Genomic DNA, 18,711 nt, shown 5'->3' with positions numbered 1-18,711 from the left:
ACTGCCCGCCGCTCCCTGCCGTCATGGCCTCACTTCATCCACAGCTTGTCCGCGACGGCGACCTGCGGTGCTTTCGGATCCCGCGACATGAGCACCTTCAGCGTGGCGGCGCGCTTCGACGTGATCGTGATCGTGACCCGAGCGGGCTGCTCGGAGCAGCGCACCGTCTTGACGCTGCTGACGCTGCCCATCTTGAGCGTCGCCTTGATCGTGCCGGTGCCGGCACAGGTCAGCTCCAGCACGTACGTGCCCGCCTCGGCGTCCGGGACGACGTCCTCCGTCTCCCCGGTGACCATGCCGACCCCTCCGCCCAGGCCGCTGCCGCCGGTGCGCTGCAGCGCGGTCTCCGCGACGGTCATCAGAGGGTCGTTGACCATCACCGCGAACCCCGAGCGGGCGCGGGCCACGTCGTCGCCGGACACCGACAGCGCGATGAGACCCGGCGTGTGCAGCCAGACCTCGACGTGCTGGGTCGGGGGGAAGCGCTCGGCGAGGTCGTTGCACGGGGCGTCGACGGTGCCCCGGCCGGTGTCGGCCTGCCAGGTCACGGCGATCCTGCCTTCACCCCGGCAGAACACGAACAGGGTGTACCTCCCGGTGGGCAGCGGCTGCTCGGCGGTGCCGAGGCTGTAGCGGAACCCGCTCGCAGCGTCGTCCACCGGCCCGTACACGGCGCCCCGCCGCAGCTTCTCCGCCTTGAGGCCGAAGCGCTCCAGCGCCCTGACGCCGAGCTGCTGCAACTGCTGCGGCCCCAGCGTCGGCCCCGCCGACACCGTGGGGGAGGGGGCCGCCGACGAGGCCGCGGGTCCGGCTGGTGCCGGTGCGCCCAGCGACGCCGCCGAGTAGCCGCCCGCCGCCAGCGCGAGCGCGGTCAGGGCCGCTACGGCCGAGACGCGGGCGGTGCGCCGCCGCCGCACGGTACGGTGCGCCGCAGGTGCCCCCGGCACCACGATCTCCTCCGGCGCCTGCATCCGGAACTGGAAGAAGGCATCGGCCAGCGGCTCGCGCCCAGTCTGCTCAGGCATTACGGACCTCCTCTGTGCCCGGGTTCGCGGCCGGCTGCAGCTGCTCACCTAGCGCGACCCGCGCCCGGTGCAGCCACGACTTCACGGTGCCGGTCGACACCTTCATCGATTCGGCGATGTCGACGACGGCCTGGTCGGCCAGGTAGTGCAGCACCACCGCCTGGCGGGGCCGCGGCGGCAGCGTGCGCAGCGCCGCGAACAGCGCCACCCGGTCGGGGCTGGGCTCCGGGGCGTGCACCTCCTGATGTCTGCGCCGGAACGCGGCGGCGGCCCTGGACCGCCGGAAGTACGACGTGGCCAGGTTCCAGGCGACGCGGCGCACCCAGGCGACCGGGTCGTCGTACGCGCTGACGTCCTTCCAGCGCTGCAGCGCCCGGCAGAACGCCTCCTGGGTGACGTCCTGCGCCTCCTGCCGGTCGCCGAGGTACGCGAACAGCTGCGTCGTCACCGACGTGAAGTGCGCCGCGTACAACTCGTCGAAGTCGTGCCGCCCTCCCTTCTCCGCGCCGCCGAGCCGCGTGGGCCCGGACGCGCGGGCAGCGCCGAGCGCAGGCGTCACCGAGTCCTCCCCGGCCGCCCTCATCGAAATGCCATCCTGTCCATCCGATCCGTCATGCCGACCCCGTCAGCCGGACGGCGACAACACGACATCCCCGCGCCCCGGGTTGCGTACCCGCCAAGATTTTGTCGCCCGACTTTCCGGAGCCGTGTCGGTCACGGCAACCTCCGCGGTGGGCGGCTCCGTCACTTGTAGGAATCGGTGGGAGGAGCCAGGTGAAGGCGGTTGACGAAGGCGAGTATCGGCAGTTCGCCGGTGCCCGGATGGAGCAGTTGCGCCGCACGGCGTTCCTGCTGTGCCGTGACTGGCATCAGGCGGACGACCTGGTGGCGATCACGCTGGGCAAGCTCTACCGCAACTGGGGCAGGGCGCGCCGCGCCGACAACGTCGAAGCCTACGTCCGGGGCATTCTCATGAACGCCTTCCTCGACGAGACACGGCGCCCGTGGCGGCGTGAGGAGCCCGCCGAGCAACTGCCGGAGGCTGCCGGGCCGCAGGACATCGACACGGTCGACACCCGCGCCGACCTGCTGGCCCTGCTTGACAAGCTGGGGCCGGGCAGGCGCGCGGTCGTCGTGCTGCGCTTCTACTGCGACCTGTCCGTGCAGGACACGGCCGCGATCCTCAACATCAGCGAAGGCGCGGTCAAGAGCCAGGCCGCGCGGGGACTGCACACACTGCGGCTGCTCGCCGACCCGGATCCGGCCACCGACAGGAGGGAGTCGCGGTGAGCTACATCGACCGTTTCGACGAGGCGATCGGCAACGCGCCCGCGGCGGGTTTCACGCTCGATCACGTCATCGCGCAGCAGCAGTTCGCCGCCCGCCGCCGGCGGCGTGTGGTGGCCGGCGGCTTGGCGGCCGTGGCAGTACTGGTGATCAGTGTGGCCGCGGTGGGGGTGGCCCGTTTCGGTACCGGCCCTTGGTCACCGGCGATACCTGGCGCGACGGCTGTCTCCGGCTGGCGGGAGCTGCCGGGCTCGCCGCTGAGCCCGCGTGTGCAGGCGCTCGGCCTGTGGACCGGAGAAGAGGCACTGATCATCGGCGGCAGCGACACCCCGTGCCCGCCCAATGCCGACTGTGCCGACGATCCGGACCCGCTGACCAGTGCCGCAGCGGTGAACCCCGATACGGGCCGCTGGCGCTCGATCGCCGACCTGCCGGTCGCGCTGCGGTGGGCGCAGGGGGCGGTCGTGGGCGGCGTCGCCTACGTCCAGGGCCACACCACCGACGGCGGGTTCGCGCTGCTGGCGTACGTGATCGACGCCGACCGCTGGGAGCAGCTGCCGCAGCCCGGCGGGGAGGCCGATCTGCAGCTGGTCGCGGCCGGTGACCTGCTGGTGGCGGTGCGGGGCAGCGACGAGAACACCCCCGGGCCGGACTACGTCTACGACAGGCCGCAGCGGCGCTGGCGGCAGCTGCCGGCAGATCCGCTGGGCGCCGGCTTCGACCGGGCCATGGCCTGGACGGGCCGGGAACTCGTCCTGTTCGACCACGAGCTGGTGCCCGATCCGGGTGCCCGCAAGCCCGCGGTCACCCGCGCCGCCGTGTTCGATCCGGCCACCGGCGAGTGGCGGCGGCTGCCGGACTCGCAGCAGCTGTCCACCGGCCCGTGGCTGGCCGCGGGAGGCAGGCTGGTCAACCCGTCGCTGGGCGGAGCCGACGGCGGGCAGGTCGGCAACTGGGGCCGGACCTACCCGAACGGCGGGATCCTCGACCCGGCCACCGGCACCTGGTCGGCGCTGCCCGACCCGCCCGGCGGGTTCGAGGCCGGTGGCAGCGCCTACGGTGCGACATCCGCGGTGTACGCGGGGCAGCCGGGGCCGGTGCTGAACACCGCCGCCGGCGTATGGCAGAACGTCGCACCGCTGCCACTGGGCGATGCGAACGAACACACCGTCGTGGCCGCCGGCAACCGCATGCTGATCTTCGGCGGCGTACGCTGGGGCGGCACGGACCCGGAACTGCTCGCCGACGTATGGCTGTGGACGCCTGACACCTGATCGACGGAGCGGGTCTGGGGCCTGTCGTAGCGGCACGTGGGGGCGGTGCGCCGGGCCGACGACCTCCGGGACTGATCGCTGGCCCAGCGGAAGCTCACCATGGTCGAGCTGGACACGCCCCGGCCGCTTACACTCCTGCGCCATGACGATCACGATGGCGGCGGTGTACGCCGAGGGCTGGCAGAAGGCGGTCGTCAGCCCGATGACGCGCGCCGACGCGGCGGCTCGTGACGCGTGCGGCGCCCCGTATGCCGTCCTGCTGGCCGCAGACGGCCGGGTCCGCGCGGTGCTGCAGGTGTCGTGGCGTGACCGGTACTGCGAGGTGATCCGTCTCGACGCGCGAGGCCGGACGGTCGCCACGCACGAGTTCCGCGGTTCCGGCGACGGTGAGTTGTTCCTGTTCGAAAGCCGCACCTGGGACGGCCCGGACGACGCGGGAGAGTACGAGTTCCCGCACGTGGCCGCACGCCATCACACCCGGTACCGGCTGGATGGGCGTCGGGTCGACATCGATGAGCCGCTCGGCGACCGTGGACGCAGGACGCAGACCCAGCGCTGGGAGGAACCTCCCCGTCTGCCGGTCCCTGCCTTCGGGAACTGGCATGAACTGCTCAACCTGGCCGGCGCGGGCGGGGTGGAGGTCGCCGATGCCGTCGACCTCGTGTTGCCGGTCGTGGCTGCCGTCGTCCCGCCGTGGCGCCCGCCGTCCCCGTTGCCGCCCGGTGACCCGGCAGCGCTGTTCGTCTCGGGCACCGAGTACCTGGCGGCGGGCCATGGGCTGCGGATCGAAGTACACGAGGCAGGGTGCCTGCGGCTGCCGTCGGGACGCGTGGTCGCTGCCGATCCGTCCTCACTCGACATCGATGCCAAGCCGTATACCGTCACCGTGCCGCCAGGCGTCTATCCGGTGACGGTCAGCCTGGCCCGCTTCGTCGCCGACCCGCAGCACACCCGAGTGGCCGCCGTGCGGCTCGCTGTCGCCGAACGGCCCGCCACGACCTGGGAACTGGGCCTGCGCGACGGTCAGGACCCGCTTGACTTGGGCTATCGCGAGTACTTCGGGTTCGGCGTCGACGCAGGAATGGCGTGCTTCATCGACGCCGAATCGTGTGCTCGGTCAGAGGACGTGTGGCGGGGACTGGGCGGTCTCGTCACGCCGCGTTTCACCGGCGTCGAGGACGAGACGATGGTGGCCTGGTCCAGCGGATGGGGCCACGGCGCCTATCCGGTCTGGATCGGCCGCGACGACGACGGTGGCGTTGTCTGCTTCGTCGCCGACATGCTGCTGTTCGGTGAGGACGAAGACGACGACTGACGGACGGCGACCGCGGAGGATCGGTTACGCCGCTCCACCAGCTACCGGCACGGGGTCGGCGGTGCCGTAGGCGACGGTGGTGCGGCAGCGTGACAGGCGCTGCCAGATCAGCCGGGTGCCCGTCCAGGCGCCGTGGCGGCGTACCGCCTCCAGTCCGAACGCGCTGCAACTGGGGCTGAACCGGCAGCGTGCGGCGGTGCGCGCGGAGATCCGGAGCTGGTACTCGCGGATCAGGTTCTCGGCGAACCGGGCAGTGACGCCCTGCCGTTGCCGGTCGGCCGGCGCGGCCGTGAACAGTCCTGCCACCGCCCGCAGCGCCACCTCGGGCAGGTGTGCCCAGGCCGCGAGGTCGTCCACGCCACCGCCGCAGCACATGCCGCCGGGGCAGCAGGCGAAGCAGGCCGGAAAGGGCGGTTCCAGAGCAGGCATGTCGATCCTCCCGATCGGTTCTCATGCGGAAAGGTAGCGGCCGGACCGCCGGCAGTGGTGCGCGTCGTGTGTAGAACCGCAGCAGATCCGGCGGATGTGAGGCTCAGCTGGCACGCTCGCCTGGACGATCGGCCGAGAACCATCGCCGCCAGCTCGCTCGGGTGACCGGCTGGGCTGGATGCCGGGCGACATGCAGACGTACTGCGCGCAGGCGCACCAGCGGATCTTCCGCGTCCACCAGTTCCTGAACCTTGCTGATCAACGGCGTATCCGGGATGTGCCGGACCAGCCGCCCGTAGAACCAGTCTTTGCACCCGAGCGCGTTCAGGCGACCGGTTCGGGTCGCCCCAGCGCCCGCTGACGTACCGCCGCCGTGGTTGCGGGTCTCGTTCTTGGGGCGGTGCGAGCCCGTCAGGTTGAAACACCTTGCCGATGCCGGGTGAAACTGACAGGGTGGTAACCGTGACGATCAGAATCGAGTCTTCTTCGATCCGGTGAGCGACGTCGGCGAGCGCGAGGCGCTCGAACCACGTACGCTGCTCGACCACGCCACGATGCTGCACCTCGCTCATCCGGACGGTCCGCTGCCCGGCGGCGGGCGGCCGTATCCCGACGAGGACCATTTCGCCGTTCTGTCCCGCTCCGGCCAACCGCGTGTCGCACGCTGGCAACAGGTGATCGACATTGTGACGTCGATCTACGAGGACGAGCCTTCCGCTGACCGCGTCTGTGAGGTCATGGCCGATGCGCTGACATCGCTGCGAGCGGAGACACGATTCGCGTGGCTGTTGGCCGAGGCGGTGGTGTCCTTCGATCCGGTATGGCGGCGCGCGGTCGGGCGGGCCCTGGCATACCGCAGCCGTGAACGCGGCAGGGTGGCCGTCGGGCTCGCTCTCCTTCACGGCGTGGCCGAGCCGTGCGACACCGCACCGGTCCGGATGCTGGGCCTGCTGTTCAGGCACTTCGGCGAGACGGCCATCGGGGTTCTCCAGCACATCCCAGGTGCTGCTGAGGACCTGGTGTGGCTGGCCCAGCGGTCGGACCCGTGGCGGCACGCTCATGCCGTCACCGCGCTGTGCTCCGTCGGTGATCCCGCGACGTTCGGCTGGCTGCTGCGCGAGGGCGTCAGGCCCGGTGGACCGTCCGTGACGAACGCGCTGGCGATCGCCGAGACGGTCGGGCTCGCCGAGGTGCTCGACGGCGACGGCATCAGCGAGGACGTCGTGGAGCACGCCGGCTGGCTGCTGGTGACGATGACACCGCGCGGAGCCGGCAAAGCCGAGCTGTCCTGGTACGCCGATGCGCCGGCCGCGCTGTCCGGGTTCGCCGCGGCCGCCGACAAGATGAGCGCCACGTTCGACAGGTACGCGATGATCGTGTCGCTGCTCGCGGACCTCCACCTGGGCCATGCCGCGACGCTCGAATGGCCGAGCCGTGAACTGGGCCGCGTACGGGCGGCGCTCGAACGTCTGCTGGACGAGCCCGCGTGGGCAGCCGTTCTGGACGCCGCCGAGCGGTCGGCCGAACCCGGCATCTGCCATCGGGTGCGGTGGGCCACGCTGGTGAGAACCACCTGCGGGCAGCTGCCGCCGATGGAGTCAGCGATGAACGGCGAGCCCAGCCGGATCGCGATCCGCGTATCCGTTCCGGACCCGGGACTGAGCGGCGTCGTCGAGACGAGCATCCTCGTGGACGGCCGTCCGATCGTCGCCGAGGCGTTCACGGCCGGGCCCGCCGAGCAGCCTGAGTACCTGCTCGGTCCCGATCACCGGCTGCGTGCCGGAGTCGAAGCGCACGAGGTGCGGCTGGCCGTGGGGGACTGCGAAGGCTGCTGCTGCGCGCTTTATGTCACGATCGAGCGCCGTGGCGACGAGGTGATCTGGCGCGATTGGCGCAACCCCGACCAGTCCGGCCTCGATCTCCCGACCGTCCGCTTCGGCGCCGCCCAGTACGACGCCGAGATCACCCGGGCCGAGAACGATCACTCATGGGAGTGGCCTGCCCGGACCGCCGCCCGGCTGCTGCGGGCACGGCTACGTGAACAGCCGGACCTGCTCGGCCGCTGGGACTGCCATGCCGATTGGTTGGAGGCACGCCCGAACGACCTGGGCCGGGTACAGGTGTCGTACTTCTATCCCCGACGGCCCGCCAGTGCGGAAGACGTCTGGGTGCGGTTCATCGCGGACATCGAAGTGCCGGCAGGCGACCCTGAGACCGTGATCGACCAGATCGTCCGGCTGCTCGCCGACGACGACCCGCGCCGCCAGCAGCGGTATGCCGGCGGCAGCACTGCCGAGGCTGCCGAGGCGTTCGGCTTCGCCTGGGCTGTACGACGCTGAACTAGAAAGCGGCTGGTCCACAACATGGTCCGAAACCCCTGCTGGAAGCCGAACTCGCGTGTGTACACAGGCACAACGCCACGCCGGACGGCTACAGCTCGGCTCAGGTTGCCGACGAGCACGTGCTCCGCGCCTACCGAGCGGCGCTCATCTCCGTAGGCGGGAGATACGGCACCACCGGGTCAGGGGCCGGTGTGGATGAAAGGCGCCCAGTTGCCGGGCCGGTCCGGATGCTTGTCGCGCAGGCGGCGCACGGTGTGGTGCAGGGCGTGCGCGGCGTGGGTGGGGTCGAGCGCGCCGTCGTGCACGAGTGCGGGGTAGACGCCGGCCGTGACGGTGGCCGCGGCGTGGTCCCAGACGGACCACAGGGTGCCGATGACGTGCCTCCAGCCGGCGTACTGCATGGCGGTGGCGATGTTGATGCTCTCGTCGAGGTTGATGCCGCCGCCGGTGGCGGTCTTGCACGCGGACAGGAATGCGAACTCGCCGCCTGCCTGGGTGCTGTCGGTGAGGTCACCGATCCCGACGAGGCCCGCGGTCTGCCAGTCGTGGGGGATCAGCCCACCGGCGGCGGGGTCGTTCATGTTCTGGGTGCCATGGCAGGAGGCGTGCAGCCAGCGGTGGTGGCGCAGCCCGGCGATGACCGTGGCGCGGGTGGCGGCGCCGTCGACCAGCTCGGTGTAGGCCTGGCCGAACAGGCCGGCCAGGGTGCGCCGTTCGGCGTCGGCTCCGGGCAGGGGGCTCTGGCCGGGGGTATGGGGCAGGGCGACGACGAGCAGGGTCGGGGCCGTGGCTGCCGTGGCGGGGCGGTTACGGGCGTGCGCCAGGGCGCGCAGGGTCGGGGTGTACGACGAGACGACCCGGTCGTAGACCGTGTGGCCGGTGCGGGCGGCATGGTGCCCGGCGGCGTGCAGGGGCAGGATGGTCAGCGCTCCGGTCGGGCACCACCACACTCGCGGCCAGTCGCCGTCGGGGGTGCCGGTGTGCCCGAGATGGTCGAGGACGGCGCTGGCGATGTGGTCCCACAGCCAGGCGAGGGTAGCGGAGACGACGGTCTCCGGCGGCGGACCGGCCGGTGTCAGAGCGACGATGTCCTTGCTGCCCGCGTGGTGCGCGGCGCCTTGAAGGGCGTGCAGGTAGCGGTTGGCGGCGTCGATCGTGTCGTCTTCGGTGAGGCCGGGCAGCGGGACGTGGGTGATCCCGGTGTGGCGAAGGATCAGTGCGTCGCAGCGCCACCGGCTGATGTTGACGACCACCACCGGACCGTCGTCCTCACCCGGCAGCAGCGTGTCCGTCTGCGGTGGCCGCAGGAACCGGTCGGGGTGCGGGAACCCGTCGATGGGAGGCAGGGAACGGACCTCGGCGACGAGTGCGTCGAAGCGGCGTGCGGCGTCGCGCCGGGCATCGTCGGCCGCCGCGTCCGGGCGTTGGCCGGTGGTGGGCTGGTCGAGGACGGCTCGGCAGTCGTGCAACTGCCGGGCGAGATCCGGGTGGGCGTGCTCGAGGTCGGTCAGGTCGGTGCGCCCGTCGAGGAGCTGGGCCCACAGCACACCGCGGCCCTGCTCCAGGAACTCGACCGCCTGCGGCAGGTCCCCGGCGGCGATCGCGCATCCCGCCGCGTCGCGGGCCAGCGATGCCGCGCCGCCGTCCAGCAGGTGCCGGCGGTCGCCGTCGGAGATGCCGCGCCATGCCAACAGCGGAAGCAGCTCGAACGCGCCGCTGTACACACCCAGCGCGGCGACGGGACCGTCCAGCTCCACAGTCGCCTGCGCGCAGGCTCGGGCCGCGTGCAGCCGCACGCTGATCGGGGCGCCGGCCGATACCGCCGCCTGTGACCACGCACCGGCTGCCTCGCGAAGGTCACCTGTCGTACCGGCGTGTTCGAACCGGGTCCTCAGCGCGGTGCCGAGGTTGAACAGATGCATGGCTCGCTGGGGAGGTTCGGGCGGGTTGGCGGCCACGGCCCGGCGCCCGACGTCGACCGCCGTGTCGAGGTCCGTGATGTCGCGGGTGTGCTCGAACCGGGTCCGCAGCGCGATGCCGAGGTTGGACAGGGTCGCGGCGAGGTGCGATCGGTCGGACGGGTCGAGGTCCGCCGCTCGCCGCCCGGCCGCGACCGCCGCGTTCAGGTCCGCGACGTCGCCGGTGTGCTCGAAACGGTTCTGCAGCGCGGTGCCGAGGTTGGACAGGCACCCGGCGAGTTCCGGGTGGTCGGGTGGGGTGGCGTCCACGGCCCGCTGCCCAGCGGAGACTGCGGCGTCGATGTCGGCCACGTCGCTGGTGCGTTTGAACCGCGTCTGCAGCGCACCGCAGAGGTTGGACAGCCGTCCGGCGCGGTCGGGGTGGCCGGGTGGGGTGGCGTCCACGGCCCGCTGCCCGGCGGTGACCGCATCGTCGAGGTCGGTCAGGGCGCCGGTGCGCCCGAACCGGGTCCGCAGCGCGAAACCGAGGTTGGACAGATAAATGGCGAGATCGGGGTGGTCCCGCGGCGTGCCCGCTACTGCCTGCCGCCCGGCGGCGACCGCGTCGTCAAGGTCCGTGACATCGCCGGTGTGGTCGAATCGGGTTCGCAGCGCGATGGCGAGGTTGGACAAGTATCCGGGGCGGTCGGGGTGGCCGGGCGGGGTGGCGTCCACTGCCTGCCGCCCGGCGGCGACGGCAGCGTCGAGGTCGGCCGTGTCACGGGTGCGGCTGAACCGAGCCAGCAACGCGGTGCCTATGTTGGACAGGTACATGCTGCGGTGGGAGTGGTCGGCCGGGGTGATGTCCACGGCGTGCTGCCCGGCCGCGACAGCAGCATCGAGGTCAGCGGTGTCACCCGTGCGTTCGAACCGGGTTCGCAGTGCGCTGCCGAGATTGGACAGGTATCCCGCGAGGTCGGCGTGGTCGGGCGGGCTCGCGTCTACGGCCTGTCGCCCGGTGGCGATGGCGGCGTCGAGGTCGGCGGCATTGCCGGTGCGCCCGTAGCGGGTCTGCTGAGCGACGCTGAGGTTTGCCAGGTACATGGCGTGGTCGGGGTGTCCGGGTGGGGTGGCGTCCAGGGCTTGCTGTCCGACGGTGACGGCGGTGTCCATGTCGGCGATGTCGCCGGTGCGGTCGAATCGGGTTCGCAGCACGACGCCGAGGTTGGAGAGGTATCCGGGGCGGTCGGGGTGGTCAGGCGGGGCGGCGTCGATGGCGGCGGTGAGCAGATCCACGGCCTGGTCCAGGGCTGCGGGGTCGTCGGCCAGCATCGCCCTTTTGAAGATCTTCAGCGCCGTGCGTGCCGCCTCGTGGTGACCGTCGCCGCCGGACCGGTCGCCGGCCAGGTGCCGACGTACCTCGTCCGGTATCGGCGCCTGCGGGTCGGACGCGTACACCGCCTCGAACCAGTAGAGCGCCAAGCGGAGATCGTCCTCGTCCTCGTCCTCGGGCAAGGCCTCATACCGCAACCAGTGCAGCCATGCCAGCGCGAAGCCGACCGGCCACGGCACACCGCCGTCGTTCTCCGCCACGGCCTGTCGAAGCAGCTCGGCGGCCTCGTCCACGGCTTGGTCGTCGAGAACGGCGCCCGGATCACCGGCCGCGGCCGCCTGCACGCGGGCTTCCAGCACGTCGAGCAGCTGCGACATGGACACAGGCGTTCCTCCGTCAGAACGTATCGCTTACCCGAGCGTGGTGCTTGAACCTCCGGTGCCGTTGAGCTGTTGTCCGCCGTCGGGCGATGAAACGCGGAGCCCGCACCTGCACAGGCGCAGGCCCCGCGTCTGATCCGGCCGGCGTGCGCGCCTCAGTCCTCCAGGCTCGTCACGGCGGCCATCTGGCGCAGCACCGAGTCCAGACTGTCGCGGGCCGCGGTCAGGTCCCGGCCGCGCTGTGCCGCTGCCGCCAGGTCGTCCTCGCTCGGTGCCCCGGCCTGCAGCGCCGTCCGCAGCTCGGCGACCTGGCCCCGCCAGCCGCTATTCTGCGCGCCGCCGGACAGGATCTGGTCCGCGAGCCGCTTCGCCGCGCCGTCGGCCTGCAGCTGCAGTTGGGCCCGCTTGTCCCGCAGGTGCTGGGAGGCGCGCTCCTGCTGCTGCATGTGCACCAGCTCCAGCAGCACCGGTGCGACGTCCGCCGCGATCCGCAGCGCGTGCGCGGTGTTCTTCAGCTTCTCCGCGTGCGCGGGACTGGTGATGCCGCCCGGCTTGCGCAGGTAGGTGATCAGGTCGCTCACCCCCTCGTGCTTCTGCAGGCCCGCCAGCTCCTGCGCGTACCGAGGGTCGGTGAGCACGCCGTCGATGCCCAGCAGCGACAGCGTCCGCGCGTACGCGTCGGGGTGGATCCGGTCCACCAGCGCCTGGTACTCGTTCAGGTGATGCGGCACGTCGGCGCCCTTCACACCCAGCCGCAGCTCCTGCAGCTTGTCGGCCAGCAGCAGGCCCTTGGCCACGAAGTCGGTGAGCTGAGCATCGGCTCCGCGCTGGCCCGGGAAGGCCGCGTGCTTGACGAACTGCTCGACGTGCGGGCTCGCCGCCAGCGCGCCGGCCGCGACCGGGGTCAGCTCGATCTGGGCGCGCCGGGCCAGCGCCACCAGCTTGCTGGTGGACTCCGCGTGCCAGGCCGCGACGGACGAGTCCAGCCGCTCGCTGATCTTCTCGGCGAGCTGCGCGGTCGTGTCCACCCCGCCCTGCATGATCACGCTGTGCATCTCGTCGCGGATCTCGTCGCGCAGCCGGCTCGCCGCAGAGGCGTCCACGGCCGCCAGCTCCTCCTCCAGCACCAGCACCCGCGACCGGTCCGCCTCCATCCGCCGCAGCTGGTCCTGCGACTGGGAGACCGCCGCGGTGGCCTGCTCCAGCGCGAGCGCGCCGGTCCTGGCCCAGTGCCGCACCTGCGCCGCCGCCCGCAGCCGCCGCCCGTCACCGGCGGCCAGTGCCGCCCGCAGTGCCTGCACGCCGTCCCACTCCCGGCCCTCGGCGAACGCCGCCGCGCTCGGATTCGGGTTGCGGGCGTGCTGCCCGCCCAGGTCCGCGACCACCGCGATGATGGGCGGCAGCTCGCCGCGCACGCGCCGCTGCAGCGCCGTCACCACCGCGGACCGCTTGCGGTCGACCATCGCCCGGAATCCGTCGAGATCGTCGATCGGGTCGACGCCGGCCATGTCGGCCTTGGCGATGACCACGATCAGCGCCCCGGGCGGGAAGAACGCGCCGCCGTACGGGGTGATCGCGGTCCCGTCCACCAGGGCCGTCAGCCGGTCCACGTCGGTGCCGAGCAGCTGCGGCGTCACCGTGACGACCAGCAGGTCCGTCGCCGCGACCGAGGACAGCGCCAGCAGGTCGTGCCGCCGCTCGTCACTGCCCAGCCCGGGGGTGTCCACATAGGTGAACCCGGCCGACCCGGCCTCGCGGATCTCGTAGGTCTCCCGGGAGGCGCTGACGGTCAGCCACTGCGGGATCGGGCTGCCGTCCTCCACCAGCAGCCGCTTGATCAGGCTCGACTTGCCGGCGCTCCACGGCCCCACCAGGGTGGTCCGCACCGTGCCCGAGTCGGCGACCTGACGCCACGCGGTGTCGGCGTCGGCCACGGTCTGCGACCCGGCAGCCGCCTCGATCGCCCCGCGCAGCCGCTGCACCCAATCCGTACTCATCGGTGTACTCCTCCAAGTAGCTCGTTCGCGAGAATCCGCGCGTCCTCGTACCGGCTCAGCCTCGCGCCGAGCACCTCGACCTGCTCGGCGTCCACTTGCAGGCGCTGCGACGTCTCCTCGATCGCCTGCTCGAGCAAACCACCCTGGGTCAACAGCCACGACAACCCGGGATGGGCCTCGACCAGTTGGGATACCCACTGCCGGGCGTCGGCGAACAGCCTGGTCTCGCCCTGCTCGCGTTCGCCCTCGCGGCGCTTGCGGAACGCATTGGACAGCAGGTCCTCCGCGGTGGTCGCGATCAGCGGCACGAACGGGGCGATCCGGATGAACCGCGCGGCGGCCGTGCTGCCCTTGCCGGCGAGCCGGCCCACCGACTTGAGCTTGGCCAGCCCGGCCACCGCGCCGCCGGCCCGGCCCAGCACCGAGGCCTCGGCGGCGCGCTGCAGGAACCGGGCCTGCAGGCGCAGGTTCGGGTCGCGCTGGTGAGGGATCGCCGGCCCCGGGTCGAAGGTCTCCATGTCCTGCGCCCAGTGCTCCACCTGCCGCTGGGTGTCGGCGGCCCATTCGTCGACGTATGCCTGGACGTCGGGCCGCTCGTGCAGGTGCAGGATCTGCCGGGCGATGGCGGCCTGCTCCTCCTTGTCGGTCGCGGCGTCCCACTGGTCGAGGTGGGTGCGGATCGCGCCGGTGACGATCCAGTCGAGCCGGTCGGCGGCGGCGGACCGCAGCGCGGTGGCGTTCTCCAGGCGCAGCCGCAGGTCGGCCTGGAGCATGCCCAGGCTGTCCATCTCCTCCTCGACCGCGGCCTTCGCCAGCTGTGCCGCCTCGGTCAGGCCGCTCAACCTACCCACGGCGCTCAGCAGCACCCCGGCGTCCACCGCGGACGGTAGCAGCCAGGCCCGTGACGAGCGCCAGCCGTCGCAGAAGTCCTCGGTGCCGTCCCAGTCGGCGGGCTGCCCGGTGCCCGTCACCGGGTCCGGTGCGAGGCTCACCACCTGCACCGCGGCGATGGGCCGGTCCTGCGGGCCCTGGATCCGGTGCAGCTCGCTGAGCAGCTCGGCCTCCTTGCGGCGGCAGCGCCGTACGAACTCCTCCGGCGACTCGACCGGGTCGGCGCCCATCACGTCGGCGTGCCCGATCACGAAGATCACCCGGTCGGCCCGGGACAGGACGCCGTTCGCCGGGTCGCCGGAGATGACGCCGGCCAGGTGCGGGGTCGCGGTGAGGTTGGGGCTGAGCACGTACCAGATGAACGCGGCGTCGTGCAGCGCCTCGGTGGTGCCCGGATCGCCGAGCGGTGGCGTGTCGACCAGCGTCACGCCTTCCCACGGATAGTGGTGCACCTGGGAGGTCGGGCCGGTCTGCACCCGCACCGGTGCGCCGGTCAGCGACACCATCCGCCGTACCAGCGCCGTCTTGCCGGTGCCCCGCTCGCCGACCACGGCCACGCGGGGCGCCTGCTCGGCAAGGAGGGACCGGAGCTGCGCGAGGGCGGCCTCGGCGCCGGGATCGGCGGCCGGGTCGTGGCCGTTGCCTTTCCACGTGTGCAGCCATCGCTGCGCGGATCCGGCCGCTACCGGGCGGGCCCGGCGTACCGTCTGCGTCACCCGGGCCGCCGCCACCCGGTGCTCGGCCGGGAACGGCCGCGCGGTCGAGCCGTCGTCGGCCGTGGCGCCGGGCGCGTCGTCGACCCAGTCGTCGCCGAGCCAGACCCGGCGGCCAGGACGTCCGGTGGCGGCGTACTCGGCTTCGATCGAGGCCACCGCCGCCGACACGGCATGGCGCCCGAGCCCGGTGGGCCCGATCTCGCCGGACGCGCTGGTGAGCAGCGCGGCCTGGCGCAGCGCCCGGTGCTCCTGCCCGCGCAGGGACAGCGCCGACCGGACCAGCTCGCTGATCGAGGCCACGACCTGGTCGAACGCGATGCGCAGCAGCCGGGCCTGCACCTCCTGCGACATGTTCAGGAAGTATTCGCGGACGGCCAGCCGGGCCTGGGCCAGCGCCGCCGCCCGCGACTCCCGCTTCTGGATCAGCCCCTTCTTGCGGAACCGGCGGCCGACGACGTCGCCGACGATGCCGACCAGGGCCATCGGCGGGAACACCACGGTGCCGGCGGCGGCGATCGCCGTGCCGTACCGCACGAAGTTGCCGCCCGCCTGCAGGCCCTTGCCCGCGCTGCCGTCGAAGGAGGTGCTGGTCGCGGGCAGGCTGACATGCAGGTCGGCCTCGACGGCGTCGAGGCGGTGCCGCAGGTGGCTGGTGAACGACGCCGCCACGGCCTGCACGGCCAGCTCGACCTCCTGCTGCTGGAAGACGGTCTTGGCGAACTCGTCGCCCTCGATGACCCGGTTACGGGCGAAGGCGTCGTCGACCAGCACCTCGGCGCGGCGCAGCGCGTCCCGCTCCAGCGGCCCGAAGTGGGAGGTCATCAGATTGGTGACGAAGTCGACGACCACCCCGGGCCGGTCCGTGAAGATGGCCTGGCCGCTGCGCCGCTGCAGCTCCTCCAGGTTGGCCAGCACCCGCGCGGTGGCCGGGGGCACCGCTTCGGCACCGGCCGCGTGGTGCAGGTGCTGCGCGTCGCCGAACAGCCACAGCACCTTCGCGATGGCCTGCTCCACCACCACCGCGCGCCCACGCAGGTCGGCGGCCAGCTCGGTCAGCTCCCGCGCCCCGCCGGACGCCTGCGACACCAGCTGCCGGGACAGCGAGCCCAGCCGCAGCCCGACCGCGTCGGTGGTGATCGCCCTGGTCATCAGGCGTTCCAGCACGTCGACATGCGACCACGCCATCAGGTTGGCGACGCCGTAGTCGCGGCGGTGCTTGCGGAAGGTCGTCGCGTCGTAGCCGTCGTAGTCCTCCGGCAGCCGGGCGTACGCGGCCCGCCTGCTGTTAATCGCCACGATGGGGACCTCGGGCAGGCCGATCTCGGCGAGCTGGCCCTGCAGCCACAGCGCCGACTGCGCCACCGCGTCGGACAGCTGGCGGCGGAACGCCGGGTCGGGCACCCGGGGTGGCTGCCGCCACAGGGCGTTCTTGACGTTGAGTACGGCGATCGCCTGCTTGCCGAACTCGGCGACCCACCGGGAGATCTCGGTGAACTCGGTGATCTGGGTGACGGTGTCGTCGAAGCAGAGCAGCACCAGGTCGGCGGTGCGCACCGCGGCGCGGGCCCGCTCGTGCAGCTCCCCGGCGTCGACGGTGCGGCCCCAGCCGCCGGTGCCAGGGGTGTCGACCAGCCGGCTGCCCTGCCACAGCAGCGCGCCGACCTCCGTGGTGAAGTCGTTGTCGCCGGGGGAGATGAGCGTGCCGTCGCCCCGGCCCAGCGCGGTGATCAGGGTGCTCTTGCCCGCCCCGGTGCGCCCGAAGAAGACCACGTTGAACGTGTCGATGTCGGCGAGCTGGTCGGTGACCATGGCGCGCAGCGCGGCGGCGGTCTTAGTGGCCAGCAGCCCGGCCTCGTCCTGGAGCGCGTCCGCCGACAGGTCCTCGTCCAAACGGGCCACCAGCTCGCGCAGCCGGGCCGCGACCGGGCGGCTCTGCGCCACCGCCGCGGCGCAGGCGCGCTGGAACTCCGCCCCGCTGTCCGACGCCGACGTCGCGCCAACGGTAATTGCTGCATCGGTCATGCGGGCACCGCCCACCACACTCCATCACACACACTCGATGAGGCACACGCGGCTGAGATCAGCGCGGCCCCAGTGTCCCCGACCGGTGCGACAGGGCGCAGCGCGGAGCCCACACGGGGCCGACCCGGCGCGGGACCCGACCCCTTCGCACACGTTCGTGTCACTGCGCATCGCGTCCTGATCGTGAGCATCTCTGTCCGCATACCCTGACGGACAGACCGCTCACCGGTCACCGGGTGATTCGCCAGCGGCGGTCGGGCAGGTGTACGCCGATGGTCTTCGCGGGAGCGAAGGCCGTCACGTCGGTCAGGCAGCCGTGGCGGACGTTGCCGAGCAGCACCTCCGCACCGTGCTCCACCAGGATCGCGTCGGCGAACGGGATGCTGTGCACCGCCCTGTCACGCACGTGGTAGATCGCGTCGTCGGCGAGCACGAGGTGCTCGTCGGCACGTCGCAGCTTTCGCCACAGCGACGGTTTGATCACCTTGCCCGGCGGGACGAAGGTGCCTGCCGGGCACCCGATTGCCGGCAGGCCGGGCAGGTCGGCCGCGGTGCCGGTCGGCACGACGACGAGTGCCGAACCGAGCCACGACGCGGCCGCGCTGCGGACGTCGTACGGCGTCAGCGTCCGCGCGGCCGCCACGTCGTCCGCGCCGAACTCGTCGGACGGGCTGAGCAGCGATGCCTTCGCCTCGATCGGCAGCTGGCCGATGACGTCCTCGCCCGCTGCGTAGTCGATGGCCTCGTCGAGTTCCTCCTGCGACGGCGGCACGGTGGCGATGGCCCCCAGCTGCTCCCACAGGATCGCCGTGGCCAGCGCGGAGTCGCGGGTACGGCCGTTGCCGCTGTAGTGCAGGCCCAGGCCGATCTCGAGGGTGGACGCGGACACGGGCGTGGACCACTCGCTGGTCCAGCAGTCGAAGCCGGCGTCGTCGAGCGCGTCATTCACCCGCATACGCAGGACGCCCAGCACCAGCATCGCGAGCGGGCCCGCGGCGGCGGTGACGGCGATACCGGGTGCGACGACCTCGTCGTGGTACCAGCCGCCGCCCGCGCGGGCAGCGACTGCGTCGTTGTCGGGGCGCTGCCCCGGTGGCAGCGCCATCTCGAGGCCGGGCCAGGGTGCGCGGCTGAGCCCGAGTGCGGCATTGCCGGCGTGGAAGAACCGGGCGACGTGTTCACGTATTTCAGTGGTAGTGAACGCGGCGTAGGGGACGGCGGGCCAGCGGGCCACCCCGGCCCCGGCAGCGCCCAGGCGGCGCGCCAGCAGTGAACCCCACGGGTCGCGGCAGCTGTCGGCCAGTTCCAGGCCGAGGGATACGGCCAGGTCGCCCGGGTCGGCCTGCGCTGCGATCTCGTCCAGCCGGTCCAGCGGGAGGTCGGCCAGCGCCGCGCAGCATTCGGCCAGGTGCGCGGCGACCTCGTCGGGTGTGCCTGAGGCGGTGAACGCGGTGTCGACGAACGAGGTGTGCTGGTCCGCCTCGGTGCTGATCTCGTCGAGCACCAGCAGTTGCACCAGGTGGTTGAGGCCGATCCGGTCGACGCCCTCGTCGCGGGTGCCGACCCCGAAGACCAGTGACGCGTGTACGTCCTCCGAGACGTCCTGCCAGGAGACGGTCACCCCGTCGAGTTCACCCCGATGCATGGCGGGCAGCCTACGTATCCCGGTCAAACGCCGGCGTAGGGAGGTGCGCGCGACAGCGCCTCACTCACGTCGGCCCGCCGACGAGCGACCCGGCAGGTTCCTGCTCAAGCCGGCCGCAGGTCGCGACAGCCACGCCGATTCTCGCCTCAACCCGGCC

12 protein-coding genes are annotated in these 18,711 nt (G+C 72.3%); 4 read left to right on the top strand and 8 right to left on the bottom strand.

Going from position 1 to position 18,711, the window contains the following annotated elements:
* Positions 1-29 precede the first annotated feature (29 nt).
* Positions 30-1,025, bottom strand: a complete 996-nt coding sequence (locus tag Cba03nite_RS19745) for a DUF6023 family protein (protein WP_203748161.1) — start codon at positions 1,023-1,025, stop codon at positions 30-32.
* Complete coding sequence (locus Cba03nite_RS19740) at positions 1,018-1,584, bottom strand: RNA polymerase sigma factor (protein ID WP_346113513.1); 567 nt, start codon at positions 1,582-1,584, stop codon at positions 1,018-1,020. Before Cba03nite_RS19740 ends, Cba03nite_RS19745 begins: the two co-directional genes overlap by 8 nt.
* A gap of 215 nt (positions 1,585-1,799) precedes the next feature.
* Between Cba03nite_RS19740 and Cba03nite_RS19735 the strand changes: the two genes are divergently transcribed.
* The 3 genes from Cba03nite_RS19735 (at position 1,800) to Cba03nite_RS19725 (ending at position 4,901) form a co-directional block, all read left to right on the top strand.
* Positions 1,800-2,315: a SigE family RNA polymerase sigma factor gene (locus Cba03nite_RS19735; protein ID WP_203748155.1), complete on the top strand. Its 516-nt coding sequence runs from the start codon at positions 1,800-1,802 to the stop codon at positions 2,313-2,315.
* On the top strand, positions 2,312-3,586 hold the full coding sequence (locus tag Cba03nite_RS19730; RefSeq protein WP_203748152.1) for a Kelch repeat-containing protein: 1,275 nt from the start codon (positions 2,312-2,314) through the stop codon (positions 3,584-3,586). The genes Cba03nite_RS19735 and Cba03nite_RS19730 overlap by 4 nt, the downstream gene beginning before the upstream one ends.
* Positions 3,587-3,728: 142 nt before the next feature.
* Positions 3,729-4,901, top strand: coding sequence for a DUF4241 domain-containing protein (locus Cba03nite_RS19725; RefSeq protein WP_203748149.1), 1,173 nt, complete (start codon positions 3,729-3,731; stop codon positions 4,899-4,901).
* 24 nt (positions 4,902-4,925) lie between these two features.
* On the opposite strand, the gene yidD is transcribed toward Cba03nite_RS19725, so the two are convergent.
* Both yidD and Cba03nite_RS19715 read right to left on the bottom strand, forming a co-directional pair.
* On the bottom strand, positions 4,926-5,330 hold the full coding sequence (yidD, locus tag Cba03nite_RS19720; RefSeq protein WP_239125884.1) for a membrane protein insertion efficiency factor YidD: 405 nt from the start codon (positions 5,328-5,330) through the stop codon (positions 4,926-4,928).
* 103 nt (positions 5,331-5,433) lie between these two features.
* A complete protein-coding gene (locus Cba03nite_RS19715) occupies positions 5,434-5,592 on the bottom strand; it encodes a hypothetical protein (RefSeq protein ID WP_203748147.1) in 159 nt (52 codons plus the stop codon).
* A gap of 232 nt (positions 5,593-5,824) precedes the next feature.
* On the opposite strand from Cba03nite_RS19715, the gene Cba03nite_RS19710 reads away from it, so the two are divergent.
* Positions 5,825-7,669, top strand: coding sequence for a hypothetical protein (locus Cba03nite_RS19710; protein WP_203748145.1), 1,845 nt, complete (start codon positions 5,825-5,827; stop codon positions 7,667-7,669).
* Positions 7,670-7,851: 182 nt separating this feature from the next.
* Here the strand turns inward: Cba03nite_RS19710 and Cba03nite_RS19705 are convergent, their stop codons facing one another.
* The 4 genes from Cba03nite_RS19705 to Cba03nite_RS19690 form a co-directional block, all read right to left on the bottom strand.
* A complete protein-coding gene (locus Cba03nite_RS19705) occupies positions 7,852-11,280 on the bottom strand; it encodes a CHAT domain-containing protein (RefSeq protein WP_239125887.1) in 3,429 nt (1,142 codons plus the stop codon).
* 158 nt (positions 11,281-11,438) lie between these two features.
* On the bottom strand, positions 11,439-13,280 hold the full coding sequence (locus tag Cba03nite_RS19700) for a GTPase (protein WP_203748141.1): 1,842 nt from the start codon (positions 13,278-13,280) through the stop codon (positions 11,439-11,441).
* Complete coding sequence (locus Cba03nite_RS19695) at positions 13,277-16,909, bottom strand: GTPase (RefSeq protein ID WP_203748128.1); 3,633 nt, start codon at positions 16,907-16,909, stop codon at positions 13,277-13,279. Before Cba03nite_RS19695 ends, Cba03nite_RS19700 begins: the two co-directional genes overlap by 4 nt.
* A gap of 229 nt (positions 16,910-17,138) precedes the next feature.
* A complete protein-coding gene (locus tag Cba03nite_RS19690) occupies positions 17,139-18,554 on the bottom strand; it encodes a peptidase M16 family protein (protein ID WP_203748121.1) in 1,416 nt (471 codons plus the stop codon).
* Positions 18,555-18,711: the final 157 nt, after the last annotated feature.

This window comes from Catellatospora bangladeshensis (assembly GCF_016862575.1).
GTDB lineage: Bacteria > Actinomycetota > Actinomycetes > Mycobacteriales > Micromonosporaceae > Catellatospora > Catellatospora bangladeshensis.
Note: the sequence above shows the minus strand (reverse complement) of the source record. Positions and strands in the feature narration are given on the sequence as shown.

Coding starts and splice junctions, on each gene's coding strand:
- Cba03nite_RS19725 (WP_203748149.1), top strand. CDS start 3,729: ATGACGATCACGATGGCGGCGGTGTACGCCGAGGGCTGGCAGAAGGCG.
- Cba03nite_RS19700 (WP_203748141.1), bottom strand. CDS start 13,280: ATGAGTACGGATTGGGTGCAGCGGCTGCGCGGGGCGATCGAGGCGGCT.
- Cba03nite_RS19705 (WP_239125887.1), bottom strand. CDS start 11,280: ATGTCGCAGCTGCTCGACGTGCTGGAAGCCCGCGTGCAGGCGGCCGCG.
- Cba03nite_RS19745 (WP_203748161.1), bottom strand. CDS start 1,025: ATGCCTGAGCAGACTGGGCGCGAGCCGCTGGCCGATGCCTTCTTCCAG.
- Cba03nite_RS19690 (WP_203748121.1), bottom strand. CDS start 18,554: ATGCATCGGGGTGAACTCGACGGGGTGACCGTCTCCTGGCAGGACGTC.
- Cba03nite_RS19695 (WP_203748128.1), bottom strand. CDS start 16,909: ATGACCGATGCAGCAATTACCGTTGGCGCGACGTCGGCGTCGGACAGC.
- yidD (WP_239125884.1), bottom strand. CDS start 5,330: ATGCCTGCTCTGGAACCGCCCTTTCCGGCCTGCTTCGCCTGCTGCCCC.